A 24508-nucleotide genomic window follows, 5' to 3' on the forward strand; every position below is an offset into this window, starting at 1 on the left:
GCGATAACAATGCGGTTCTGAGGTGGCCGGTTTTGATTGCGCAAGCCCTGTACTCAGGCCAGCCCCCCTACGGCTTCGGCCCTGCTCCGCGGTTTTGTAGCCACGGGGAGCTTAATCAGGAACTGCGCGCCGCCCGCCTGGCTCCGGCCCCATGTGACATCGGCACTAAGCCGTTTGGCCATCGATTGGAAAATGGCCATCCCCAACCCTCGGCTTGCATTCGGATCGAACCCATCCGGCAGACCTGTCCCGTCGTCGTTAATGCTAAGAACAAGCCGGGTGCCCTTTTTCTCGCCAATAAGATCGATCCGTTTGGCGCCATTCTTAACGGCGTTCAAGACAAGCTCGGTAACGAGATGGCCGATTGAGACCAACTTTTCCCGTGCGAGGAGGATAGAGGGACAGGTCACCTCGATAATCCCGCCCTGCGGACAGAGAGGAAAGAGTTCGTGGCTCAATACATTAAGAAACAGGGACAAATCGCCATCTTCGGCGAGACTGGGCAGGCTTTGCTGTATGTGGCGGTTGGCTTGGGCGATGGCCCCGATGCGGGCAGCGATGTCTTTCAACTCTGTCGCCGTTTGCCCTTCATGTTGGTTGGCTTTGCGGCGCGCGATTGACGAGATGAGCTGCAGGCTATTCATCACACGATGCTCGACCTCTTCTGCCAAAAGCGCCTTTTCATACATTTCTCGCCGTAGGGCCTCATTTGAATCGATAGCATCCCGCCGGAGCTCCAACTCATCCATGACCACCGCGGCAAGGTCTTGCAGGATCGAGGTCTCTTCTGGCGTGAAATCCCGCGGCTCCTTGTCGATCACACAGAGCGTCCCCAGCCCGTGCCCATCATGGGTTGTGAGCGGAATGCCTGCATAGAACCGCAATCCGAATTCCCCGGCCACGAGCGGATTAGCGAGCGTCACCGGCTCGACCGAGGCATCGGGGATCACCCATGGATCCTTCTGCAAGATGGCCGAAGCACAAAGTCCGGGCTCACGAGGGATTTCATCAATCCCCTCAAGCCCTGCCCGGCTCTTGAACCAGATTCGGTCTTCATCAACGATCGAGATAATTGCTATTGGTGTCTTGAGCAGCTTTGACGCCAATCGGGCGATCCGGTCAAAAGCCCCGTCCGGGGGTGTGTCCAGTACCGAATACCGACGCACTGCCTTCAGGCGTGCAGCTTCGGCTTCGCGTGATAGGTCCTGATGTTCCATCCAGAGCTACATCACCCTCCCAAGTGGCTTCAGCATGACGCGCCCCTGCCCGCCTGGCAAATGAAATGTTCCCGCGCGCGTGTTAACAAATGTTTCGGCGGCATTCCGCACGCCTCGCCACAGCAAGCGTTAATAGCCGGTGCAAAAATAACCGCCGCGGTAGCTGAACATCAGCCATGGCCATGATTTTACTCTCTGTGGACAAAAGCTTAAACATGAGAAACCGTCCGGCGAGTGACGCCCTCCGAACCTCAGCAAAGGCGCCCAATGCCCAATAAACCAAAGCTGCACCCCCGAAACCAACACTCAGAAGGTTACGATTTCGAGCGTTTGGTGGCGCAGACACCTGAGCTTGAGGCCTTCATGATCAAAAGCCCCGTCGGCCAGCCCACGGTCGATTTTGGAGACCCGAGTGCTGTTCGGATGCTTAATCAGGCGTTGCTAAGGGCACATTATGACATCGAATTTTGGGATATTCCCACCGGTTATCTCTGCCCGCCAATACCCGGTCGCGTCGACTACATCCATTATCTCGCGGACTTGCTTGCACAGAGCAGCAGTGACCGGGATATCCCGCGGGGTCGCCATATTAAAGCATTGGACATCGGCACCGGTGCGAGCTTGGTGTACCCCCTCACAGGACAGAGCGAATATGGGTGGCATTTCACAGGCGTCGATGTTGACGCGGGCGCGGTCAGGTCTGCTCGGAAAATATGTGAAGACAATGCGTTAGACATTCGCATCAGGCTGCAGAAAAACCCGCAGAACATCTTTCGCGGTGTGATCCAGCCCGGAGATGCTTTCCACGTCACCATGTGCAATCCACCGTTCCACGGTTCCAAAGAGCAAGCAACCAAGGGCACCCAACGCAAGTGGGCGAGCCTTGGCAAAGGGCGTTCGACAAAGCTTAACTTTGGGGGCCGCGCGTCTGAGCTTTGGTATCCGGGTGGCGAAATCAAGTTCATAGCCCGCATGGTGAACGAGAGTACGGAGTTCGCAAAACAATGCCTCTGGTTTACCACTCTCGTGTCCAAGAAAGACAACCTCCAGCCGCTGCATCGCATTCTTGGTAAGGCCGAGGTTGCAGACTACAAGATCATTGAGATGGCACAGGGTCAAAAGACCAGTCGGTTTATCGCCTGGACCTACATGAACAAAAAGCAACGACGCTTGTTTGCTGCGTCATCTGGCGGATAACCGTCCGGTCTCGGGGCCTGGTGGTGCGGGTGAGGTCAGCTTGAAGAGAAACTGCGCTTTGGCACCACTCACGCAAGCGGCATGAGCCGTTCTGCCATTTGCACGAACCAGCTGCAGCCTGCGGGTATGATCTCATCGTTGAATTCATAGGACGGATTATGAAGGTCCGTGCTATCGCCGTTGCCGATGAAAAGATACGCACCGGGGCGCTCTAACAACATCTCCGAGAAATCCTCACCGGCCATGATCGGGTCTAGATCGCGGTGCGCCACGCCCGAGACTGTCTGGGCGACCTCGGCTGCCATATCTGCTTCGCGCGCGTGATTGAGGAGCGGGGGTGGCCCTGAAATGTGAACCACGTCTGCGACTGCGCCATACCCGAGCGCCGTGGCCGTCGCCAGCGCGTCGATACGCTCACGGACCTCTTGTTGAACTTTCGGATCGAACGTCCGCACTGTGCCAAGCAGCTTTGCGGAGTCGGGAATCACATTGTAGGTGGCGGTATCGGTGCGAAATCCGCAGACCGAAACCACCACCTTGTCCATGGGGTCTATGTTGCGCGAAACAATGGACTGCAGCGCGACGACGATCTGGGCGGCAACCAAGGTCGTATCGACCCCCTTGTGGGGCATCGCACCATGGCCCCCGGTGCCGCGTACGGTGATCTCGAATTTGTCCGGCGAAGCCATCTGCGGCCCCGTCCGAACCGCAAAGTCCGCCGGCGCGATCCCCGGCATGTTGTGCATCCCGTAGACTTCCTCAATGGCCCAGCGGTCCATCAGACCTGCCTCAATCATCGCGCGTGCGCCGCCACCGCCTTCTTCGGCAGGCTGGAAGGCCAACACGACCCTGCCGTCAAAATTGCGTGTCTCGGCCAAATATTTCGCGGCCCCCAGTAGCATCGACGTGTGGCCATCATGGCCGCAGGCATGCATCTTGCCGGGAATGGTCGAGGCATGCGGCAGGCCAGTTGCCTCTTGGATCGGGAGCGCATCCATGTCTGCACGAAAGCCTATGGTCTTGCCCGTGGAGCCGGTTTTGCCGTTTATGACACCGACAACGCCGGTGCCCCCGAAGCCAGTTATGATCTCATCACAACCGAATTCTTCCAGTTTTGCTGCGACGAATGCTGCCGTGCGATGTTCTTCGAAACGCAATTCAGGATGCGCGTGAATATCGCGTCTCCATGCGGAAATCTCGGGCAGCATTTCGGCGAAGCGGTTTAGTACGGGCATCAGGTCCCTCCAGACAGGTCTCTGCGCAGCCTGCGCCGAGATTGCAGAACTGACAAGGGACCTTAGGCGTCATGAAAATTCCAAAGATGCCCTCCGTGTGGCTCTTCAATCGGCCTGTCCAAGAGTTCGATCACTGTGTTCCCGTCGCCTACTTCGGAGAAGCATCGCCAAGTGCCGGGTTGGGCTTTTCTAGAGGCCGCATAACAAGGGCATCCTTGCGCAGACAAATTGAGGCATCAACTACGAAAGCTCGCGCAAAGAATGCGGCTTTCGAAAAGCCTCAGGGCAACGTTTTACGCATTCGCCCTGCGGTAAGCGCGCTTCAATGATGGTATGTGCTGAGGTGTCGGCTCGAGAGAAAGCGCGACGACGTCCTTTCAACCGTGCTGATGAAAGCGGCCGACGCGCATCCACTTAGGCTACTGTCGGGTTTTGTGGGTTACCGGCCTGCTCATGCTTTAGCCGGGCTTCGCGCAGCCGAGCGGTCTTTTCCTGCCGCTTGCTGGTTTCCTTATCGATGATTTCCGTTGCCGCAGCGCTGGTGCGTTCGGCAATCGACTCGCGCTTCGATGGTTCTTGAAGGGATTTTTGAGCTGTCATCTGGGTCTTTCTCCTTTGGCGCCATAAGCGCCCTGCGCTGCCCCAAACTTAGGGCGCGCTCTTAAGATTATTTAGCCCGTAGGGCGCAAAAGGAAACGAAACTGATCGTCAAAACAGTATTGAACCGCAGGCTTTACCGTAGAAATTGTGCCTCGCACCCGAGGGCACAGCATTTCCGTTGTTCGGTAGGCTCCGCCGCGATTGCGAGTTCCTAGAGATGAGTTAAAAAGCAGTTGCAGGAAGACTTCTGGGCTCAATAAGGTGGCCGCCAACCATGCAGTTGACGTGCATATCGAATTACGAGCATGACCACGGATTGATACCAAGCGAGGCTGGTGCAAAAATGTTTGGGACCGTTTGCCGCCAGTGGTCACATGATGGACCTTGAGCGTATAGCCACGGCGATTGTCGACCTCGCAACAAAGCGGGGGGCGGACAAGACCATTTGCCCCTCTGAAGTTGCCAGACATCTCGGTGGGCAGGATGAAGCGGCGTGGCGGCCTCTTATGGACCCCATTCGTGAACAGGCAGTTCGGCTGGTCGGTGAGGGAACAATCGTGATCAAGCAAGGCGGGGAGCGCGCCGATCCGAAGGCATTCAGCGGGATCTACCGCATCGCCATCGCCAAAAAGACGGATTAGTCCTGCGCCAAGCCGCGCCACCAATCGGCGTAGGGCGTATTCTTTGGATGGTGGCGGTTCACGTCCGGCGCGCCGTCGTTCCACCAGACCGGCCCACGTTCGCCCAACGCCACCTTGGCCGCATGAACTTTTCCTCGGGCAGTTTTCACGTCCTCATCCGTCTTTGCATTCTTCACCGCCGAGCGCGCCTGCATAAGTTCTTTTACAAGCGCCGCCCGTTCCGCTTCGGGGAGGGCAGGATTGGTGCGACGCCAAAGACGGTTCTTTACCAGAAAATACCGTCCGTCCGGCGTGACGGGATAGGCACCACCTGCCATCAGACTATTGACTCGTTCGAGGGGCCAGAAAATGACGCATCATAGGCCGTCGCTATTACGTTCATTCTGCTGCGCATCCTTGCCTGCTGCTGTGCATCCTCGTCTGATTTCAAGTCGAAATTTAGGGCGCTTGGGTAAAGAGTAAACGGAAAGCCAAAGGGTACACAGCCACAGTTGTCGCCTGTGAGGACTTGCAACTTGGCGTCTAGGCATCCATATACCATCCACAGGGATGGAGAATTGGCGATGAGCAATGTTCGGCAACTGCGAGAGAAAACACCTGACAGCGAGAAGATCACGATCAACCTCGGTTATGTTGATTTGGGGCGGATCGACCTGTTGGTGCAGGAAGGTTTTTATTCAAACCGTAGTGACTTGATCCGCACGGCCATCCGCAACCAGCTTGAGAGCCATGTTGAGGTGGTGAGCAAATCGCTTGAACGCCACACGATGGAGCTTGGCTTGCGCGACTATTCAGTGGCCGATCTCGAAGCGCTGAAAGCCGCCGGAGAGGTGCTGCATGTCAAGGTCGTTGGACTGGCGCGGATCGCTTCGGATGTGACCCCGCAACTGGCGCTCGACACCATCGGATCCATCACCGTGCTGGGCGCCCTCCAGGCCAGCGCGGATGTCAAAAAGGCACTCGCCGACCGCATCAAATAAGATGCGTACCCCCTAACGAGGATACATAAGATGAAACTTTTTAACGCCGGTGCCATGCGCCGGGCGACCCCTGATGCACGTCTGACGGCGGCCAACGATCTGGTGCAACGCACGCTGGCACAGCACGGCCTTGCTGCACAGTCTGGGCCTATGGGCGCGTCAGAATTGCCTGCCATGCCGTCAATCAACGATTTTCTGTCAAAGCTGGGGGCCGCGCCCTCATCCCCCGCCGGACCGGCAGCAGACATCCCCGCTGGTGCCCGCTTTCTCAACGATACATTCACCTGCCCGGCAGGCAGTCGAAGCTTTCGCACCTATGTCCCTGCATCCGCGGCGGCGGGTGCAAGTGGCGTGGTTGTCATGCTGCACGGCTGCACACAAACGCCTGAGGATTTCGCCGCGGGCACCGGCATGAACCGTCTGGCCGAAGAGCACGGCTTCATCGTGGTCTACCCCGCCCAATCGCGGCGCGACAACACGCAGTCCTGCTGGAATTGGTTCAGCCGGGGCGATCAACGCCGCGACATGGGTGAGCCTGCGATCCTTGCTGGCATGGTGCAGCAGGTCTGCGCAACGCATGGTATCGCTAAGGACCGGACCTTTGTCGCGGGCCTGTCGGCGGGGGCGGCCATGGCGGTTATTTTAGGAGAGACCTATCCCGACGTCTTTGCCGCTGTCGGTGTGCATTCAGGGCTGGCCTTCGGATCGGCGAAAGACGTGGCCTCTGCCTTTGCAGCCATGGCAGGGCCGACGGCGGCGCCCTTGCAGAAAAAAACGCATATTCCGACGATCGTCTTTCACGGCACTGCAGACGCGACCGTGCATCTGTCGAACGGCGACGCGGTGATAAAACAGGCGCAAGACGCCGGGCCGGGCCAGACGCTTGAGACGCTCGAGAACGGCAGCCACGGCGGGCGGTCCTATTCCGTTTTGCGCTGCGCCTCTGCAAGCGGGCAATCGACGCTTGAGCATTGGACAGTGTCTGGCCTCGGCCACGCGTGGTCCGGCGGTCAAAAAGAGGGGTCTTACACAGATCCCAAAGGCCCGGATGCCAGTGCGGAAATGATCCGCTTTTTCTTTGAAATCCCCACACAGGGCGCGTGATATGACCCAGATGACACTAACCTTCGATGCTGTTTCCGAAGCCACCCCCGGCCCAAAATGGGCGGCGCGCTGGCAGCGGTCGTGGCCTGCCTATGAAGCGTGGTTCATGGCCCGCGGAGGCGACCATGGTCCATCCAGAGAGGACTGCCGCGCCGCCATCGAGCGCCATATGCCAGAACTCCTCTCCACCTATGACCGGTTGGTGCTGATCGCCGGTGGTTCAGACCGTGCAGCGCGGTTCCTGGCCACTTGGTGCCCGCCAACATATCTGGGGGGCTGTTCGCTCGCCGCCGTTGCCGATGCAGATGACGTCCGGCTGGTGCGCAACTATGACCTGTCGCCAGAGCTAAACGAAGGTCTGCTGCTGCGAACCGAATGGTCTGGCCGCGCCGTCATGGGGATGGTCGAGTTTCTCTGGGGCCTGTCTGACGGCATCAACGACGCGGGGCTCACCGTGGCGCTGGCCTATGGCGGACGGTCTGAGACTGGACCCGGCTTTGGGGTGACCACGATCTTGCGCTATATCCTGGAAACTTGCGACAGCGTGCCAGAGGCGCTGAAGGTTTTGCACCGTGTGCCGTCGCATATGGCTTACAATCTGGTGCTTGCGGATGCCTCGGGGTGCACCGCGAGCGTCGAGCTCTCTCCCGGCGGGGGCGCCACGGTCATGCCGAAGGCCATAGCCACCAACCACCAATCGGCCCCAACCCGCGCCGACCGGCCGAGCTTTACCCGCAGTTTTGAACGCCGCGCCCATCTGGACCGGCTGCGCGTCGCACCACGTAGGCTCAACCGAGAGTTCCTGCGCGCGCCGCTCTTGCAGGACCGCTATGGGGAAGGCTTCGGCACTCTGTTCACTGCTGAATATAGTCCGATGACCCGGACCTTGGGGCTGACCCTAAGCGGAGAAAGATGGGATCAATATCTCGACGCCTTTGAGGAGGGACAGCGGATTGTGGTGTACGGTAACTCTGGACCATTCAACGCTGCCAGCAATGCTATGCCAGACAAGGGTGCCAGTGTAGACTGGGCCAAAGCGGCCCGGATTGACTGGTCCCAAGTAGCGCAGGACTACGCGGCAGGCAGAGGGAAAGAGATAGCTGCCTATCTTCCCGCATCCTGACATGGGACCAAACGACTTACTGGCGTTTTCTAATGACGTTTTGCACAGGCAAGCAGAAAACACCGAATATCGCAGCCGGACTTCCCCTCAAACCGAGGTGAAAGTCCGGATTGCACCGAAGCCGGCAGCTTGGGGGGGCGCCGCGCATCTGTCCGAAATAAGACCCATAGACTAGAAGCCTTTTGCACTGCAGTTGATGTCCGAACCAGAGCGCTAAGTCATGCCACCTGCCCGCCCCCAACATAGGCTTGGTCTGTCTAATCGGCTGCGGCTAAGGCTTGCTCATAATCCTGCCCTGGAATCGCGTCGAGTAGGCTGCGTGTGTATTCCGTATCTGGATCATGCAGCACTTTACTGACCGGTCCGGCCTCAACGATCCGGCCTTTCTGCATGACGATAATCCGGTCACAGATCCGCGCCGCGACACGAAGGTCATGGGTGATAAAGAGCATCGACAGATGCAGCCTGCTTTTTAACTCGGCCAGCAGGTCAAGCACCTGCGCCTGAATGGATACGTCCAGCGCCGAGACCGCCTCATCCGCGATGATAATTGATGGCTCCAATGCCAGTGCACGGGCGATGCCAATCCGCTGACGCTGCCCGCCCGAGAACTCATGCGGGAAACGTTTCATCGCGCTCTCATCCAGCCCGACCAGTTCGAGCAGTTCACGCGCACGGGCCTTCGCCCCTTTGTCAGGCGTGCCATAGGCGATCAGCCCTTCGGTAAGGATACGCGACACGCGGGCGCGGGGGTTGAGCGAGGAAAACGGGTCTTGGAAGATCATCTGCAACTTGCGCCGCTGCGCGCGCAGGTCGGCGCCGGACATATGGGCGATGTCGACGTCACCCATCAGCACCCTGCCCCCATCAGGATCGAGCAGCCGCACCAGACAGCGCCCGACGGTGGACTTGCCAGAGCCCGACTCTCCAACGATGCCGATGGTCTCTCCTGCGTAAAGCTCAAAGCTCACGTCTTGCACGGCCTTCACGACCCGGCGCTTGCCAAAAAGTGTGCCAGAGCCGGTCGAAAAGGTCTTTTGCAACCCTTCGACCCTCAAGAGCGGCGTGCGCTCAACCTGCTCGGGTGCATCGGTCTGGGCCAGCCGGGGGATCGCGTCGATCAGGGCGCGGGTGTAGGGGTGCTGGGGTTTTAGCAGCACCTCCTGCGCGGGGCCAGCCTCGACAATCTCGCCCTTTTTCATGACGATCACCCGGTCGGCGATATCGGCCACCACGCCAAAGTCATGAGTGATGAAAATCACCGCCATGCCGCGCTTGCGCCGCAGGTCTTCGATCAGCGTAAGGATCTGCGCTTGGGTGGTCACGTCGAGCGCGGTGGTCGGCTCATCCGCGATGAGGATGTCAGGCTCCAGCGCCAAGGCCATCGCGATCATCACCCGTTGCCGCTGCCCGCCAGAGAGCTGGAACGGATAAGCCCGGATCGCGGCTTCGGGATCCGGGATGCCGACCTCGTCCAACAGCTACCACGATGCCAGACCCCCTCGGGCACGTCATGTTTACCTGCACCGGTTCCGAGGCCAATGACATCGCCCTGCGCATTGCGCGCAGCTATACGCGGCGCGAAGGCGTAATCGTCACGCGTCTTGCCTATCATGGATTGACGGAAGCCGTAGCTGAGCTTTCCCCCTCGCTGGGCGCTTTTACCCCACGCGGCCCCCGTGTCCGCCTGATCGACGCACCCGATGGGCTGCGCATCCCTGCTGCTGAGCAGGGCGCGAAACTCGCAGCCGATCTTGAGCAGGCGATTGCGGAAATGCGCGCCGATGGGATTGAACCCGCGGCTTTCATCGTCGACACGATCTTCTCCAGCGATGGGTTGCACCCTGATCCGGAAGGCTTCTTGAAACCTGCTGCCGATCTCATCCGCGCCGAAGGCGGTCTCTTTATCGCAGACGAAGTGCAGCCCGGCTTTGCCCGCACCGGAGACACATTTTGGGGGTTCCAGCGCCATGGGCTGGTGCCCGATATGGTGACGATGGGCAAGCCAATGGGCAACGGCTTTCCTCTATCTGCCGCAGCGATGCGCCCCGAGCTTGTTGCTGAATTTGGCGAAAAGGCACGCTACTTTAATACCTTCGGAGGCAACCCTGTCGCGGCGGCAGCCGGGATGGCTGTACTTGATGTGATTGCGGAAGAAGGCTTGCAGGCGAATGTCGCCAAAATTGGCGCCTTTTTGAAAGCGGGGCTACTAAAGATTGCAACGCGGTATCCCAAAATTGCACAGGTCCGAGGTGCCGGACTGTTTTTGGCAGTAGAATGCGTGACGTCGCGCAAAACGAACGCCCCGGATGCCGCGCGTGCGGGGTTTGTGGTCAACCATCTGCGTGAGAATGGCGTTCTGATCAGCGCCACCGGCCCGGGCGCTAATATCCTGAAAATCCGCCCCCCCTTGGTTTTGCAGGAGCCGGAAGCGCAGCTATTCCTCGACGCGGTCGATGCCGCCTTTGCCGCCTCTAGCTAAGGATAAGAGCCTCGTACCCCGTTTGCATGTATAGTGATCTCTTAAACCATCGCTCTCCAAGCAGATCCACCCCTCCTAAGTAGTAAGGCAGCGTAGCCATGAATACCCCAGATCCGCAGCCCGCCTACCGCTGGGTGGTTGTCACCGCGGGGGCCTTGATCCTCGCGATTTCCATGGGGGCGATCGTCAATGGAATGTCCGCCTTTATCGTTCCGATGCAGGCGCAGTTTGGCTGGAGCAGAGGGGACACGACACTTATCAATTTCGCAGGAATCCTGGGGCTCGCCTTTGGAGGTCTCGTAATGGGGCCGCAGGCAGATCGCCGCGGTACGCGCCCGGTCGTCTTGTTCGGCGTGATTGTCTTGGGGGCGAGCTATGTCACGGCCTCATATCTCACAGCACTCTGGCAGTTCTATCTGCTGTTCTTCATCGCAGGTTTTTTCGGTGCTGGTGCGATCTTCCCACCGATCATGGCCGCTGTTGGCAATTGGTTCTTGATGGGTGCGGGCGTGGCGATCGGCATAGCCTCCGCCGGGCAAGCTCTGGGTCAGGGCGGCGTTCCTTTCGTTTCCTCCCTACTGATCGAATGGGTTGGGGTCAGCAAAGCCTTCGCCGTCATTGGGGCATTCATGCTGATGACGCTGGTTCCGCTTAGCCTGCTCTTGCGGCAACCGCCCGCACCATCAGGGGCAAATGATCCGGCGCAGCAGGACGCGCCATGGACCGGATTGCCGACCTCTGTCGTGATCACATACCTCAGCGCAGCCATCATTCTGTGCTGTACCTGTATGGCCGTGCCTTTGATGCATTTGGTGCCCCTCATCCAAGACCGCGGTTTCGCACCTGAGCAAGCAGGCAGCGTCATTTTTGTGATGCTGATGGTAGCCATCCTAGGCCGATTGGCCTTTGGCAAACTGGCCGATATGATCGGAGCCCTGCCCGCCTATATAACGGCAACCGCATGGATGACGGTGATGGTGTATGGGTTCGTATATATTGAAGACCTGAACACCTTTTACGTTTACGCGATGATTTACGGGTTTGGATATGCGGGTGTGATGACAGGCGTGCTCGTCTCGATCAGAGTGCTCGTGACACCCGCGCGGCGGGCGTCGGCCTTTGCCATCGTCACCATGTTCGGATGGTTCGGCCATGCCATTGGTGGATACCAAGGCGGCTTACTCTACGATCTGACGGGTGACTATGCTGTGCCTTACTCCGTCGCGGCACTGGCTGGAATTCTCAATCTGGTTATCGTCAGCACCCTGTTCCGCAAGCAGAAGTCATTTCTGTTGCGACCGAGCCTGTCGTAGCCAGAGCGTCGACTTCGCTTTCTACTTAGTTATCTCCATCGGGCCAGCCCCCCTCAGGGCAGCCTTCCGAGCGACGTGTCCCAGCCAGACAGAAAATCCTGCCGCTTTAGGTCATCCAGAAAGGTCAGCAATGCAGGGGTCAGTTTGATCGGGAGGAAGGTGCCGCGGTTTTCTTCAATCAGGCGTTCGATTTCTGTCTGGGCCGGGCCGCTGGGCCGGATTGGAATGAGCGGCGTCTTCTCAGCGATCGCGCGCTGGCCCCTGTCGGACAGCAAAAAGGTAACAAAACGTGCCGCAAGTTCGGGGTTCCGCGCCCCTTGCGGCACAAAGGCCGTGCGCGTCATCACCAGATTGTAATCTTCAAAGAAATGCAGGCCGAGGTGCGGGATATCCTGCACAAGACTGCTGGCGTAAGAGCCAATCGTATTGACGGCGAAAGCCAGTTCCCCTTTCGCCGCCGCTTCAACCATCTGGGATGTGCAGCAATAGACCTTCAGCCCCGCGCGCCCTAAGACTTCGATCAGGCGTTGGGCTTGCGGCCCCTGTAGACTGCCTTGCGAGGCATAGAGATAGCCCACGCCCGACTGGCGCAGATCGTAGCTGCCAATGCGGCCCTGCAGAGCGGCTTCGTTGGTGCGGACAAATGAGGCTAGGTCACGGTGATTTGCTGGAAGATCAGCGTCTGAAATGGCCCGCCGGTCATAGACCAAGGCAGCGGGCTCAAAGGTGAAGCCAAAGAGTTCGGAACGCCAAGTCGCCCAGCCCGGCGGGCTGGCGTCCACCGGCAAAGAAACCCGCTGCGCGAGGCCGCGGTTCACCAGATCGACTTGCAGGTCCATCGCCGAAGAGATCACCACGTCCGGCATCGCGTCGGGGTCGCTGTCGCGGATCTTTTGGTAAAGGCCAATGGTCTGGAATTCGACATACTCGACCTCGGTGCCCGGAGCCGTGGCGAGGAAGGCTTCGATCAGCGGCTGCATGGCCGGGGTGTCGGTCGCGCTATAGACCCGCAGCGTCTGCGCCTGCCCCTCTGATGCCCCAAGCCCCAAGCCAACGACCAGCAGGAGCGCCGCCGCGATACGTTTGAAGACCATGGTGACGTTCAGGCCGCCCAGTGTTGATCGGCTGAGGCGCATCTCTGCGTCGTGCCCCTCGGCGACAGCTTTGACGATGGACAGGCCCAACCCCGAGCCTTTCGTTCTGTCAGACAGGGAGGTGAACCGCTCAGTGGCCTGCGCCATATCCTCCTCCGCGATGCCCGGCCCTGCATCATCAACGCTCAGGCGCAAGTTGTCACCGGCCTCATCCAAGGTGATCGTGACGGTATTGTCGGCGGGACCATGGCGGACGGCATTCTCAATCAAGTTGCGCAGGGCCTCGCGGATCGACAGGGCGTCGCCATGGATCACGTCGCGACCGGGGGCGATGCCTTCGTCCTCAAGAGAAAGCGCAATCTGACGCATGCGGCTGTCCTTAAGACTTTCGGCAAGGGTGTCCCGCACGAGCGGCTTCAGCGCCACCGGGTGCATGCTGGCTTGATCAGAGCGGTGAATCACCATCGCATTCGCCAACAGCTGGTTGGTCAGCCGCACCGTGCGATCGGCCTGACTGTCGGCCTTCTCGACCCGGGCGCGCATCGCGTCGAATTCTTCTGCATCATTTGCCAGTGCCAGATGGCCCTGCAGCGCTGACAGAGAGGTCCGGGTTTGGTGAGCGACGTCGGCGATAAACGTCTCAGTCAGCCTGCGGCTTTGATCGAGCCGGGTGATGAAACCGTTGATGGCATCGAAAAGCCCACGGATTTCCCTCGGGGGTGCGCCGTTCACGGGGGACAGGTCATTCGGAGCGCGCAGCCGCAAGTCCCCCGCAATCTGCCGCAGGGGCGACAGGGAGGTGCGGATAGCGACCCATACAAAACCCAGCCCGATCAAAGACAACGCCCCTAGTCCGATCAGGCCGCTAAGGAAGAATGACCACTGTTGCGCGGCGCGCTCTTCAACCGTTTGCCCAACCTGCACGGCGACCCATTCAGCCCCCGTTGGCGCATTCAACCGCCTGCCCTGAAGGACAAAGCGGAAAGCGGCCCCACGGTAGTCTGAATCGTAGAACGCAGGGTCAGCGGACAACTCACCATTGGCTGGAAAGGGCAGGTCCTCGCTTCCGGTGATTTCCGCCTTTCCGGGGACGAACACACGGTATTGCACCCGGTCGACCGGGTTCAGCGACAGGATTTCCAACGCCGAATAGGGCATATCGACCGTCGCCCCGTCAGACCCTACCGACACCCGCTCCAAGATCGACAGCGCGGCCCCTGCGAGCAGCAGATCGTGGGTCCGGTTCGCGGCCGTGCGGGCATAGGTCCACAGCAGGATCGAGATGAGGATCAGCAGGACCGCGAAGCCCGCGGCCATGCTGAACAGCAAGCGCCGTTGCAGCGAATGGCCGGGCCGTTCAGTCATCGTCGGACACATAGGCCATGTAGCCAAGACCCCGCGCAGTTTTGATCACCAAATGGGTGCCCTCCAGTTTCTTGCGCAAACGTGTTACAAGCTGCTCCACCGCATTCATGCTGGGGGTCTCTTCAAAGGTATAGAGCCGGTCGGCGACCTCTTCCTTGGTCAGCATGCGCCCAAGATTGTCGATCATGATTTCCAGCAGTTGCACTTCGCGCGCGCGCAGCTGGGCATCTTGACCGTGGATCGTTGCACGTTTCGCGGCGCGGTCAAAGCTCAGCGGCCCAACGGTAAAAAGGTTACTCGCACTGCCCGAACGCCGCCGTGCCAGAACGCGACAACGGGCGGAGAGCTCGCGAAAGTCGACCGGCTTGATCATGTAGTCATCCGCGCCGGAATCTAGCCCTAAGACGCGGTCGTCAATCTGGCTGCGCGCCGTCAGGATGATCACGGGGGTCTGGTCGGACCGCGCCCGGAGTGAGCGCAGCACATCATAGCCGCTGCGTCCGGGCAAGTTCACGTCCAGCAGCACGATGTCGAAGTTGATGTGCCGCAAAAGCTCGTTCGCTTCGTTGCCATCCGCTTCGCGGTCCACTGAATGCCCCTCTGCCCGAAGCCGATCGACGATCGTTTCGGCAAGCTCGTCATTATCTTCCACCAGCAGAATGCGCATGGCCAAGGGATAGCAGAGCCGCCATGAGCCGGGAAGATGGAGAAACGGCACCGGCCCCCAAGTCAGCGTCCTGTCAGTTTGGCGTCAGGGTTGGATCAGGAAGCCCCCTTATAGATGTCGGACCCCGGGGGAACCCGGAGACATTGTTCAGGGAGGAACACCAATGAAATTTACTCGCTTTGGCGCGGCCGTTATCGTAGCCGCTGGTTTTGCAGCATCCGCATCCGCACAGGTTCAGATCGATGACCCCGAATGCGTGGCCCCGGCGAACCCCGGTGGCGGCTTTGACCTGACCTGCCGGGTCGCGCAAACCGGTCTCGACCCTCATATCGACGCGCCTGTTCAGGTTACTTTTATGCCCGGTGGCATTGGCGCTGTGGCCTATAACCTGTTCAACTCGACCCGCACCGATGACGCTTCGTCCATCGTCGCCTTCTCGACTGGGTCGCTGCTGAATATCGTCACCGGCAAATACGGTGCCTTCACCGAAAAGGACGTCCGCTGGGTCGGCACAGCCGGTGCAGACTTTGGCGCCGTGGTGGTGCGGGCCGACAGTGACTACAGCGAGTTATCGCAGCTTATGGATGACTTTTCGGCCGATCCTTCGTCGGTCGTGGTCGGCGCTGGCGGGTCAGTCGGTTCGCAAGACTGGATGAAAGGCGCGCTCTTGCTGCGCGAAGCCGGGGCCAAGCCGATGGACATGCGCTATGTCGCCTTTGACGGCGGCGGCGATGCGATTGCGGCGCTGCTCGGCGGTTCGATCGAAGTCTATATGGGCGATGTGGGTGAAATGGTGCCGCATATCGAATCCGGTCAGATGCGCCTGCTCGCGGTGATGTCGCCCGAACGGCTCGAGGCCCCTTTCGCCGAGATCCCAACTGCGATGGAACAGGGGTTTGACGTCGAATGGACCATCCTGCGCGGCTTCTACATGGGCGGCGACGTGTCTGACGAAGACTACCAGAAGTGGGTCGATGCCTTCGAGGCCGCCTATGCGACCGAAGAATTCGCCGCTGTCCAGAAAGAGCGCGGCCTGTTGCCGCTGAACCTCGCTGGCGACGCCCTTCAGACCTCCATCGAAGAGCGGGTCGAAAGCCTTCGGGCCATCGCGAAAGAGGCCGGGCTGATCAACTGATCGCCGCTTCCTCATTGGGCCCGCACCGGCTGACGGTGCGGGCCTACTTACATGCACACCCCAGACGTTGAGGAGACCACTATGGTCGACCGAATTTTTGCCGGGGTCCTGATGGTCGTAACGCTCGCCTATGCGGTTATCGCGTTCACCGCCATCAGCGCGCCCTTCCAGTATGATCCGCTTGGCCCCGAAAGCTGGCCGCGCATCCTGTCTCTTGTCGCGATCACCTGCCTGCTGGTGATCTTGTGGAAACCAGACGCCACCGAAATGGGCGTGGCCCGCCAGACATGGTTCCGCCTTGGGGCCACCGTGATCCTGCTGATCGCCTATTCCGAGCTTTACGAGCCCTTGGGCTTCATCCTCGCCACGATCCTCTTTGGCACCGCGCTTTGCGCGATGTTAGGCGCAGGCATCTGGCGCTCGATCCTCTTTGGCGTCGCCACCGGGGTCTTGGGCTACCTGCTCTGCGCCACGCTGCTCGATCTCAATCTGCCTGAGGGCGAGCTTTACGAGGCGATTGCCGAAACCTTTGAAAAGGAAAGTTCCTGATGGAAACCGTTCTGACCGGCCTTGCCACAGGCTTTGGCGTGGCGCTTGACCCGTTTAACCTCTTTCTCGTCCTTGCGGGCTGCTTTGCTGGCACCCTGATCGGCGCCCTTCCCGGACTTGGGCCGATCAATGGCGTGGCCATTTTGCTGCCCATCGCCTACGGGCTGGGCTTTGGCCCTGAATCGGCGCTGATCCTGCTCGCAGGCATCTACTACGGCGCGGAATACGGCGGGCGGATTTCTTCGATCCTGCTGAATGTGCCGGGTGACGCAGGCGCGGTGATGACCACGCTCGATGGCAACCCAATGGCCCGCGCCGGGCTGGCGGGGCGCGCCCTGTCGCTCTCGGCCATTGCCTCCTTCATCGGCGGCACCTTTGCGGTTATCCTGATGTCGATGTTTGCGCCGACTCTGGCCTCCTTCGCGGTAACATTTTCGCCCGCGGACTATGTGGCGCTGATGGTCTTTGCCTTCGCATCATTGGCCTCACTGGTGGGCAAGAGCACGGTCAAGACCATGCTCGGCGCGACCATTGGCCTGATGCTGGCGACCATCGGCATCGACGCCAACACCGGGGTGCCGCGCTATACCTTCGGGCTGCCGGATATTCTGGCGGGCATCGACTTTCTGATTGTGGTCGTGGGGCTCTTTGGCATGGCCGAACTGCTGACCCTCGTCGAACACCAGATCTCGGGCAAGCTCAAAGCCCTGCCGGTGGACAAGAGCTTTGTGCGCATGGCCGATCTGGCGAAATGCAAATGGACCATCGTCCGGGCCTCCGTCATCGGCTTTTTCATCGGCATCCTTCCCGGCACCGGTGCCTCTGTGGCCTCTGCCGTCGCCTATGGGACCGAGAAACGGCTGTCGGATAAGGACAAGACCTTTGGCACCGGCGATGTACGCGGCTTGGCGGCGCCCGAAGCGGCCAACAACGCGGCTGCTGGTGGTGCGATGGTGCCCATGTTGACGCTTGGCATCCCGGGATCCGGCACCACGGCGATCCTGTTGGGCGCTTTGTTGATGTTCAACATCCAGCCCGGCCCGATGATGTTTGTGCAGCGTCCCGAAGTGGCATGGGGGCTGATCGCCTCGATGTATATCGGCAATGTGGCGCTGCTGGTCATCAACCTGCCGCTGGTCGGGCTGTTTGCCCGGATGTTGACGATCCCGCAGCACTACCTGACGCCGCTGATCGCGATCCTTGCCTTCATTGGGATCTACACCATCGTCGGCAACCCCTTCGACCTGCTGCTGATCACCGGGCTGGGCGTGTTCGGATGGTTCCTGCGCAAGCTCGATTTCTCACTGGCGCCGGTGATCCTTGGCTTCGTGCTCGGCAGCTTGTTCGAGAACAACCTGCGCCGTGCGCTATCGATCTCTGGCGGGGATTGGTCGATCCTGATCGCGGATTACAAGAGCATCACGCTCTATGCCCTCGCACTTCTGGTCGTGATTGCGCCCATCTGGCTCGCCCGCCGGGCACGCCGAATGGAAGGCGACGCGACTTCGGAAACCGCCTGACGTCATGTTGCGCGATCTGAGGACATACCTGCCGACGATTATGGCAGGTCTTGCAGGGGCGGCTTTGGCCGCCCTTCTGGGCATTCCGGCGGCGGCGCTGATCGGCAGCACACTTGCCGTGGTCGGGGTTTCCGCTCTTGGTTTAAAAGTCGGGCTGCCCAACGCGTTACGCGACCTTGCTTTTGCGACGATTGGCGTGTCGCTCGGCTCCGGCGTTACTGAGGAGGTGTTTGGCCAGATCGGCACATGGGGCATCAGCCTCGCCTTCCTTATCCTGTCATTGACCGCCACGGTCTTCATTGGACGGCTGCTTTTGACCCGCTTCTTCGGGCTGGATGCTCAGACGGCGACACTCGCCAGTTCGCCCGGCACCATGTCAAACGCGGTCGCCATTGCCGCGGAAGGCACTGGGGACGCGACCGCGGTAATGTTCTTGCAACTCATGCGCCTTCTGGCGCTGGTGATCCTCGTTCCTCCATTGGCCGTGGCTTTGGAAAGATCGGAGGCCGCACCAGCCCTGCTGCAGACCCAAATGAGCATCTTCGCTCTTATTGCCCTGCTGGTCACCGCCCTGCTGCTGGGCATGGTCGGGGGGCGGCTGGGCATTCCTGCGGCCAGCCTCCTGTCGGGCATGATCATCAGCTCCGCCGCACATGCGGGCGGAATCGTGCATGGGGCCACGCCGGCTTGGGTCATCTTCGCGGCTTTCACCCTCACCGGAGCGGTGCTGGGATCAAGGATGAGCCGCGTGACCCTTGGACAAATCCGCCGCTACGCCTTCGCAGGCCTGTCCACCGTGGCGACAGCGCTGGTCGTCTCGCTCATATTTGCAATGATCGCGGTTGAACTCACGACGCTTCCCTTTGGCCAAATCTGGATCGCTTACGCGCCCGGCGGGGTCGAAGCCATGGCGGCGATAGGCCTCTCGCTGGGGTTGGACCCGGCCTATGTGGCGGTCCACCACTTCGCCCGGATCTTTGCATTGGTCTTTATCGTGCCAATCGCGCTGAAGCTGTAAGACGGTTGGCATCTCACGTCCTTCCCACTAACTGTCTGCCCAAAGCCCTCCACCCTGCGCGCGCTCAAACCCGTGCCGGTAAAGCGCGTTCATATAGGGTGACGAGAACCGATCCGACGGATCGTAGATAATCTGCGCTGCCGGATCGATTGAGGTGACCGAAAACTGCATCCCCCTCTCCCGTACAAATAGCTGGGTTGCATTGACCTGTAGCAAGGCGTTGGCCCGCCCGGTCGTCGTCGCAATGTGGGCTGTATTTATCGCGGCGTCCCTTGCGGTCATGCGCAGACGCATCGGTCTGCGCATCTGGCGGGTCGGGCATAGCATAGCCGTAACCGTGGTAATCATCGGGACCGTAGTCCACGCTTGGATGGTCGAAGGGGCTATGGAGGATGTCTCGAAAGGCATGCTTTGCGCGATTGTACTTGGCGTCGGTCTTTGGGCCCTATCGCAGCGTCGCGCATGGCGCATGTTGCGCTGAACCTACAGTGCTCAGAGCAGGCTAGACCACGCGTATTCCATTCGCCGACACCTTCATTCTTCAATTCCCCCTTGTGCCGCTCCCTCTCGCGCATGATGATATTCACGAATCGGAATAAGTGAGGGGGAACTGCAATGAATTTGAACAGACGGACCGTGCTGGCGGGGCTTGGCGGTGTCGCAGTTGCGCAGACACCTCTGCGCGCCTTTGCCACTTCCACAGCCCAGATCGGGGACTACGAATTCATCAGCGTCAGCGATGGTAACCTTGTCTTGCCCCGCGCCTTCTTTTTCGACGGCCTGCCGCAGGATGAGCTGGTGCAGGTGCTGGAGGGCTATGACCTCCCTGACGATCAACTCACTCCGCCCTGCAACGTGACCCTGCTGCGCCATGCTGACCGTGTGGTGCTCTTTGATGCAGGCGCTGGCCCGGCATTTATGCCCAGTGCTGGCATGCTGCTCGACAGTCTAGATGCTGCAGGCGTTGCCCCCGAAGACGTGACCCATGTGGTCTTTACCCATGCCCATCCGGACCACCTTTGGGGCGTGTTGGACGACTTCGACGATCTGGTTTTCCCAAATGCTGCCTATCTCATGGGGAGCGCGGAGTGGAACTACTGGCGCGATCCGGCAACGGTGGACACGATCGGCGAAGCACGCGCCGCATTCGCAGTTGGTGCTGCGCGGCGGCTTGAGGCGATTGAAGAGCGGATGGAAGAGATCAAGGACGGGCAAGAAGTCCTGCCGGGCATCATGACCCACGCAAGCTTTGGCCATACACCGGGTCATATGTCCTTTGAACTGCGCCAAGGCAGCGACGCGCTGATGATCGGCGGCGATGCCATCGGCAATCACCATGTCGCCTTTGCCCGACCCGAATGGCCAAGTGGCGCGGATCAGGATGCTGACCTGGGCGCTGAGACCCGCAAACGCCTGCTCGACCAACTGGCCACAGATCAAACCCTACTGATGGGCTTTCACCTGCCCGATGGTGGCCTTGGACGGGTCGAGCGCGACGGCGAGGCTTATCGCTTCGTGGGGGCCGATCAATGAAAAAGCTTCTGCTCACCACCGCCCTGCTCTCGGCATCATCCGCCTTTGCCAGCGAAGACATCGCGGACAAATACCCCGGCTCGATGCTCTATGACAAACCGGTCGAATTCATCCCCGGCGTCTTTACCGCCACCGGCGCCACCGCCCCGCCGACCTATGAAAACGCGGGCCATAACAACAACCTAAGCTTTATCGTCACCGGCGAAGGCGTTGTCGTGATCAACGGCGGCGCGGCCTACGGTTTGGCGAAGGCTTTGCATGATGAGATCAAGCAGATCACCGACCAACCGGTGAAGCTGGTGTTTAATGAGAACGGTCAGGGCCATGCGGTTTTGGGCAACAGCTACTGGGCCGAGCAGGGCGTGCCGATCGTGGCGCATGAGGACGCGGCCCATGAGATCGAGGAATACGGCGGCAGCATTCTGGAGGGCATGAAACGCTACAACCGCGATCAGGCGGAAGGCACCGAGATCCAGCTGCCGACCGAAACCTTTGCAGATGAATACATCGTCGAGATGGGCGATTTCCGCATCGAAGCGCGCTATCTCGGCCCCGCGCACAGCCCTGGTGACATCGTGGTCTGGCTACCCAAGCAAAGCCTCGTGATTGCAGGCGACATGGCCTTTCACGAACGCATGCTGCCGATCTTTGCGCATACGATGACCGCCGATTGGATCGAGACTTGGGAAACTGCCTTTGAGCCACTGGCGGCTACCTATGTCATCCCCGGCCATGGGCATCCGACCAACATGGATCAGGTGCGGCGCTATACGCGGGACTACCTTGTCTATCTGCGCGACCAAATCGGCGCGCATCTGGAGGCGGGCGGAGACTTGGCCGAGGCTTATTATGTGGACCAGTCTCCCTATAAGTCCCTCGACACCTTCGAGGAACTTGCCACGAAGAACGCGGGCCGGGTGTATGAGCAGATGGAATTTGAGTGAGACGAACGAGAAACGGCGGCCTAAGGGCCGCCGTTTCTCCTGTCAATAGTGCCAAAGCTAACCGGGCTTATTTCCCCGCCAGACTAAACGGCAGCTCGGCCGCGCCGGCACGATACCACTGCATAATCTTGCGGCGCTCTTCCGCTTCCATGAAAGACACATTCGCGGGCGGCATGGCGTTGGTCACGCCCGCCTGAATGTAAATCTCCCGCGCCGCACGGGCGATGTCGGACGGTGTCTCCAGCAACAACCCTTTGGGCGCGCGGTGGATGCCGTCATAGAAAGGCTCGCGCGCGTGGCACATAGCGCAGCGGCCCGGCACGATGCTGGTGACGTCGTCAAAGCCCGCGGCGCTGGCAAAAACCTGTTCGGTGTCGGTCAGTGCCCGTGCCTCGGCGGCCTCAACGTTATCTTGCATCAGCGGCGCGGTCGACAGCCACATGATCCCGACAAACAAGAGCGCGGTCACCCCCCAAGTCCAATGCGGCCCCTTACCCGTGGCATGCATCGTGTTGAAGTAATGTCGGATCGTCACCCCCATCAGAAACACCAGCGCCGCGATCAGCCAGTTGTATTCGGTCGCAAAGGCCAGCGGATAGTGGTTGCTCAGCATCAAGAAGATCACCGGCAGCGTCAGGTAGTTGTTATGGGTCGAGCGCAGCTTGGCGATCTTGCCGTATTTGGCGTCCGGCGTGCGGCCCTCTTGCAGGTCTTTCACCACGATGCGTTGGTTCGGCATGATGATGAAAAAGACATTCGCCGTCATGATGGTCGCGGTGAAGGCACCCAGATGCAGCAACGCGGCGCGGCCTGTGAAGACTTGATTGTAGCCCCAAGCCATGGCGACCAGCAGCACAAAGAGCAGCACCATCAAGGTCGTAGGACGGTTGCCAAGTTTGGATTTGCACAGGAAATCATAGATCAACCAGCCGAGCGTCAGCGACCCGGCGGAGATCAAAATGCCTTGGAAGGTCGAAAGGTCCGCTTTCGATGGGTCGATCAGGTAGAGTTCCGCCCCGGCCCAATAAACCACCATCAACAGCGCCGCGCCCGAGAGCCATGTCGAGTAGCTTTGCCATTTGTGCCAGATCAGGTGCTCGGGCATGTTTTCGGGCGCCACGAGGTACTTCTGAATGTGGTAGAACCCGCCCCCATGCACCTGCCATTCCTCACCAAAAGCGCCAGCAGGCAGATGCGGCACTTTGCGCAGGCCGAGATCAAGCGCGATGAAGTAAAACGACGCACCGATCCAAGCCATGGCGGTGATGACATGCACCCAACGGACGGCAAAGCCGATCCAATCCCACATGATGGCGATGTCTTGCATAATCTTCTCTTTCTCTGATTCACCGGGCAGACTATTCAATCCCGCATTTTACCGCTAGATTTGGCATTCCCTAAACTCTATCAAAAGTTCCCGATAAATGTCCTATTTCGACAACATCCGTACCTTCGTGCGCGTCTATGAGCTTGGCAGCATGTCAGCGGCGGCGCGGGATCAGCGCGTCTCGCCGGCCGTGGCCTCGGCACGGATCACGCAGTTGGAGGGGCATCTGGGCGTGCGCCTGTTCCAGCGCACCACGCGCAGCCTGTCGCCGACGGAGCAAGGGCGGATATTTTATGACGGGGCCTGCAAGATCCTGAGTTCCGTGGCCGAGGCCGAGGCGGGCATCGAAGACGTCACCGATAACCCGCGCGGCACCCTACATATCGCCGCCCCCTTGGGTGTCGGGCGCAGGCTCATTGCGCCACATGTGCCCGTTTTTGCAGAGGCTTACCCGCTGGTCGACGTCCGCCTGCGCCTCAGCGACCGCAAGCTGGACCTGACCGCCGAGGGGCTGGATGTCGCTTTCTTCCTTGGGCGGCCCGAAGATTCCACCCTACGCATCCGCAAAGTGGCCGATTGCGAACGCGTGCTCTGCGCCAGCCCGGCCTATGTCGCCACCCACGGCCACCCGCGCAAGGGATCAGAGATCGACCGGGGCCAGCACAATTGCCTGAACCTCCGCTTCCCCGGCGCGACGGAGTTTCAGTGGCAGTTGCAAGGGCCTGAAGGCGCTGTGAAATACGACGTGCGAGGACGGTTTGAAAGTGACGATGGCGATGTGCTGACCGACTGGGCACTCGCGGGCGCCGGGATCGCCCTAAAGCCGATCTTTGAAATCGCCGATCACCTGCGCAGCGGTGCCTTGGTGCGGGTGGTCGAAGACACGCCGCCCCTGCCCGTGCAGATGGCCTGCCTTTATACCCACCGCCGCCACCAAGACCCAAAAACGCGCCTTTTCATGGACTTTATGATCGCCCGCATGGAAGACGCGCTTAAGGTCGGTTAGCTGCCGCGGTAGGTCGAATAGCCAAAGGGCGAAAGCAGCAGCGGCACGTGGTAATGCGCGGCTTCCGACATGCCAAAGCGCAGCGGCACCACATCGAGGAAACGCGGCTCCTCTGGGGGCGTGCCATTGGCGTCGAGGTAGTCGCCGCAGTGAAACAGCAGCTCATAGGTGCCGGTCTGGAATTCTGCGGCGGGCAGGATTTGCTCGTCGGTGCGGCCATCGGCATTGGTGGTCAGGCTGCGCAGATGGGTCCGGGTCTCGCCCTCTAGGCGGAAAAGCTCGATCTTCAGCCCCGCAGCCGGGCAACCGCGGGCCGTGTCCAATACATGTGTTGTCAGATAGCCTGTCATTATAACCTCCGTGCCTATCCCTTGATCGCCCGGTAGCCGTGCGGGCGAAAGAGCCCTTTTCACGATAGTCTTTCTCGAATTAATTGAAAGCATTGCGTGACCTTCCGG

23 protein-coding genes and 1 pseudogene are annotated in these 24508 nt (G+C 59.9%); 14 read left to right on the plus strand and 10 right to left on the minus strand.

The genetic code is table 11. The features are described from left to right. Positions 1-53 precede the first annotated feature (53 nt). Positions 54-1217 (minus strand): sensor histidine kinase, encoded by a 1164-nt coding sequence (locus BLS57_RS09685; protein ID WP_093741678.1) that lies wholly within the window; start codon positions 1215-1217, stop codon positions 54-56. Between the two features lie 267 nt (positions 1218-1484). Here BLS57_RS09685 and rlmF point away from each other — a divergent pair, with 267 nt between their 5' ends. Beyond that, positions 1485-2414, plus strand: a complete 930-nt coding sequence (gene rlmF, locus BLS57_RS09690; RefSeq protein WP_093741679.1) for a 23S rRNA (adenine(1618)-N(6))-methyltransferase RlmF — start codon at positions 1485-1487, stop codon at positions 2412-2414. A 68-nt stretch (positions 2415-2482) separates the two neighbouring features. Here the strand turns inward: rlmF and BLS57_RS09695 are convergent, their stop codons facing one another. Both BLS57_RS09695 and BLS57_RS09700 read right to left on the minus strand, forming a co-directional pair. Beyond that, complete coding sequence (locus BLS57_RS09695) at positions 2483-3649, minus strand: M20 aminoacylase family protein (protein WP_093741681.1); 1167 nt, start codon at positions 3647-3649, stop codon at positions 2483-2485. Positions 3650-4063: 414 nt separating this feature from the next. Continuing rightward, positions 4064-4249 carry a hypothetical protein gene (locus BLS57_RS09700; RefSeq protein WP_093741683.1) on the minus strand — a complete coding sequence of 62 codons (186 nt, stop codon included), beginning with the start codon at positions 4247-4249 and terminating at the stop codon, positions 4064-4066. Positions 4250-4623: 374 nt separating this feature from the next. Between BLS57_RS09700 and BLS57_RS09705 the strand changes: the two genes are divergently transcribed. Continuing rightward, a complete protein-coding gene (locus tag BLS57_RS09705; protein WP_093741685.1) occupies positions 4624-4890 on the plus strand; it encodes a DUF3253 domain-containing protein in 267 nt (88 codons plus the stop codon). Here the strand turns inward: BLS57_RS09705 and BLS57_RS09710 are convergent. Next, positions 4887-5207, minus strand: coding sequence for a hypothetical protein (locus BLS57_RS09710; protein ID WP_093741686.1), 321 nt, complete (start codon positions 5205-5207; stop codon positions 4887-4889). The two genes, BLS57_RS09705 and BLS57_RS09710, sit on opposite strands and share 4 nt — an antisense overlap. A gap of 246 nt (positions 5208-5453) precedes the next feature. On the opposite strand from BLS57_RS09710, the gene BLS57_RS09715 reads away from it, so the two are divergent. From BLS57_RS09715 to BLS57_RS09725, 3 genes are read left to right on the plus strand one after another with little or no spacing between them, the layout of a single operon-like run. Beyond that, positions 5454-5870, plus strand: coding sequence for a CopG family transcriptional regulator (locus tag BLS57_RS09715; RefSeq protein ID WP_093741688.1), 417 nt, complete (start codon positions 5454-5456; stop codon positions 5868-5870). A 30-nt stretch (positions 5871-5900) separates the two neighbouring features. Continuing rightward, entirely contained in the window at positions 5901-6974 is a 1074-nt protein-coding gene (locus BLS57_RS09720; protein ID WP_093741690.1) for an extracellular catalytic domain type 1 short-chain-length polyhydroxyalkanoate depolymerase, read from the plus strand. A gap of 1 nt (position 6975) precedes the next feature. Continuing rightward, positions 6976-8097: a C45 family autoproteolytic acyltransferase/hydrolase gene (locus BLS57_RS09725; protein ID WP_093741692.1), complete on the plus strand. Its 1122-nt coding sequence runs from the start codon at positions 6976-6978 to the stop codon at positions 8095-8097. Between the two features lie 257 nt (positions 8098-8354). Here the strand turns inward: BLS57_RS09725 and BLS57_RS20040 are convergent. Next, a pseudogene (locus BLS57_RS20040) lies at positions 8355-9578 on the minus strand (dipeptide ABC transporter ATP-binding protein); the annotation flags it as partial. Positions 9579-9586: 8 nt separating this feature from the next. On the opposite strand from BLS57_RS20040, the gene BLS57_RS09735 reads away from it, so the two are divergent. Together BLS57_RS09735 and BLS57_RS09740 are read left to right on the plus strand one after the other, a co-directional pair. After that, positions 9587-10579 (plus strand): aspartate aminotransferase family protein, encoded by a 993-nt coding sequence (locus tag BLS57_RS09735; protein ID WP_244153645.1) that lies wholly within the window; start codon positions 9587-9589, stop codon positions 10577-10579. 98 nt (positions 10580-10677) lie between these two features. Beyond that, positions 10678-11892, plus strand: coding sequence for an MFS transporter (locus BLS57_RS09740; protein WP_093741694.1), 1215 nt, complete (start codon positions 10678-10680; stop codon positions 11890-11892). A gap of 53 nt (positions 11893-11945) precedes the next feature. Here BLS57_RS09740 and BLS57_RS09745 read toward each other — a convergent pair whose 3' ends face one another. Together BLS57_RS09745 and BLS57_RS09750 are read right to left on the minus strand one after the other, a co-directional pair. Next, complete coding sequence (locus BLS57_RS09745; protein WP_244153646.1) at positions 11946-14351, minus strand: sensor histidine kinase; 2406 nt, start codon at positions 14349-14351, stop codon at positions 11946-11948. Further along, the gene (locus BLS57_RS09750) at positions 14344-15069 is read right to left on the minus strand and encodes a response regulator transcription factor (protein WP_244153647.1); all 726 of its coding nucleotides are present in this window, start codon (positions 15067-15069) and stop codon (positions 14344-14346) included. Before BLS57_RS09750 ends, BLS57_RS09745 begins: the two co-directional genes overlap by 8 nt. A 112-nt stretch (positions 15070-15181) precedes the next feature. Between BLS57_RS09750 and BLS57_RS09755 the strand changes: the two genes are divergently transcribed. The 4 genes from BLS57_RS09755 to BLS57_RS09770 all read left to right on the plus strand — a co-directional run bounded on the left by BLS57_RS09755 (position 15182) and on the right by BLS57_RS09770 (position 19240). Further along, a complete protein-coding gene (locus BLS57_RS09755; RefSeq protein ID WP_093741698.1) occupies positions 15182-16153 on the plus strand; it encodes a Bug family tripartite tricarboxylate transporter substrate binding protein in 972 nt (323 codons plus the stop codon). Positions 16154-16234: 81 nt separating this feature from the next. Continuing rightward, a complete protein-coding gene (locus BLS57_RS09760) occupies positions 16235-16702 on the plus strand; it encodes a tripartite tricarboxylate transporter TctB family protein (protein ID WP_093741700.1) in 468 nt (155 codons plus the stop codon). Next, the gene (locus BLS57_RS09765; protein WP_093741702.1) at positions 16702-18222 is read left to right on the plus strand and encodes a tripartite tricarboxylate transporter permease; all 1521 of its coding nucleotides are present in this window, start codon (positions 16702-16704) and stop codon (positions 18220-18222) included. Before BLS57_RS09760 ends, BLS57_RS09765 begins: the two co-directional genes overlap by 1 nt. 4 nt (positions 18223-18226) lie before the next feature. Continuing rightward, positions 18227-19240, plus strand: a complete 1014-nt coding sequence (locus BLS57_RS09770) for an AbrB family transcriptional regulator (protein ID WP_093741704.1) — start codon at positions 18227-18229, stop codon at positions 19238-19240. A 27-nt stretch (positions 19241-19267) separates the two neighbouring features. Here the strand turns inward: BLS57_RS09770 and BLS57_RS19745 are convergent, their stop codons facing one another. Next, positions 19268-19411: a hypothetical protein gene (locus BLS57_RS19745; protein ID WP_167356400.1), complete on the minus strand. Its 144-nt coding sequence runs from the start codon at positions 19409-19411 to the stop codon at positions 19268-19270. A gap of 444 nt (positions 19412-19855) precedes the next feature. Here BLS57_RS19745 and BLS57_RS09780 point away from each other — a divergent pair, with 444 nt between their 5' ends. Next, positions 19856-20773: an MBL fold metallo-hydrolase gene (locus BLS57_RS09780; protein WP_093741708.1), complete on the plus strand. Its 918-nt coding sequence runs from the start codon at positions 19856-19858 to the stop codon at positions 20771-20773. Then, complete coding sequence (locus BLS57_RS09785; RefSeq protein ID WP_093741710.1) at positions 20770-21717, plus strand: MBL fold metallo-hydrolase; 948 nt, start codon at positions 20770-20772, stop codon at positions 21715-21717. The genes BLS57_RS09780 and BLS57_RS09785 overlap by 4 nt, the downstream gene beginning before the upstream one ends. Positions 21718-21784: 67 nt before the next feature. On the opposite strand, the gene BLS57_RS09790 is transcribed toward BLS57_RS09785, so the two are convergent. Beyond that, entirely contained in the window at positions 21785-23044 is a 1260-nt protein-coding gene (locus BLS57_RS09790; RefSeq protein WP_093741712.1) for a urate hydroxylase PuuD, read from the minus strand. 97 nt (positions 23045-23141) lie between these two features. Between BLS57_RS09790 and BLS57_RS09795 the strand changes: the two genes are divergently transcribed. Continuing rightward, on the plus strand, positions 23142-24050 hold the full coding sequence (locus tag BLS57_RS09795) for a LysR family transcriptional regulator (protein WP_093741714.1): 909 nt from the start codon (positions 23142-23144) through the stop codon (positions 24048-24050). On the opposite strand, the gene uraH is transcribed toward BLS57_RS09795, so the two are convergent. Beyond that, on the minus strand, positions 24047-24400 hold the full coding sequence (gene uraH, locus BLS57_RS09800; RefSeq protein WP_093741716.1) for a hydroxyisourate hydrolase: 354 nt from the start codon (positions 24398-24400) through the stop codon (positions 24047-24049). The two genes, BLS57_RS09795 and uraH, sit on opposite strands and share 4 nt — an antisense overlap. Positions 24401-24508: the final 108 nt, after the last annotated feature.

It is taken from the genome of Sulfitobacter delicatus, assembly GCF_900102535.1.
Classification (GTDB): domain Bacteria; phylum Pseudomonadota; class Alphaproteobacteria; order Rhodobacterales; family Rhodobacteraceae; genus Sulfitobacter; species Sulfitobacter delicatus.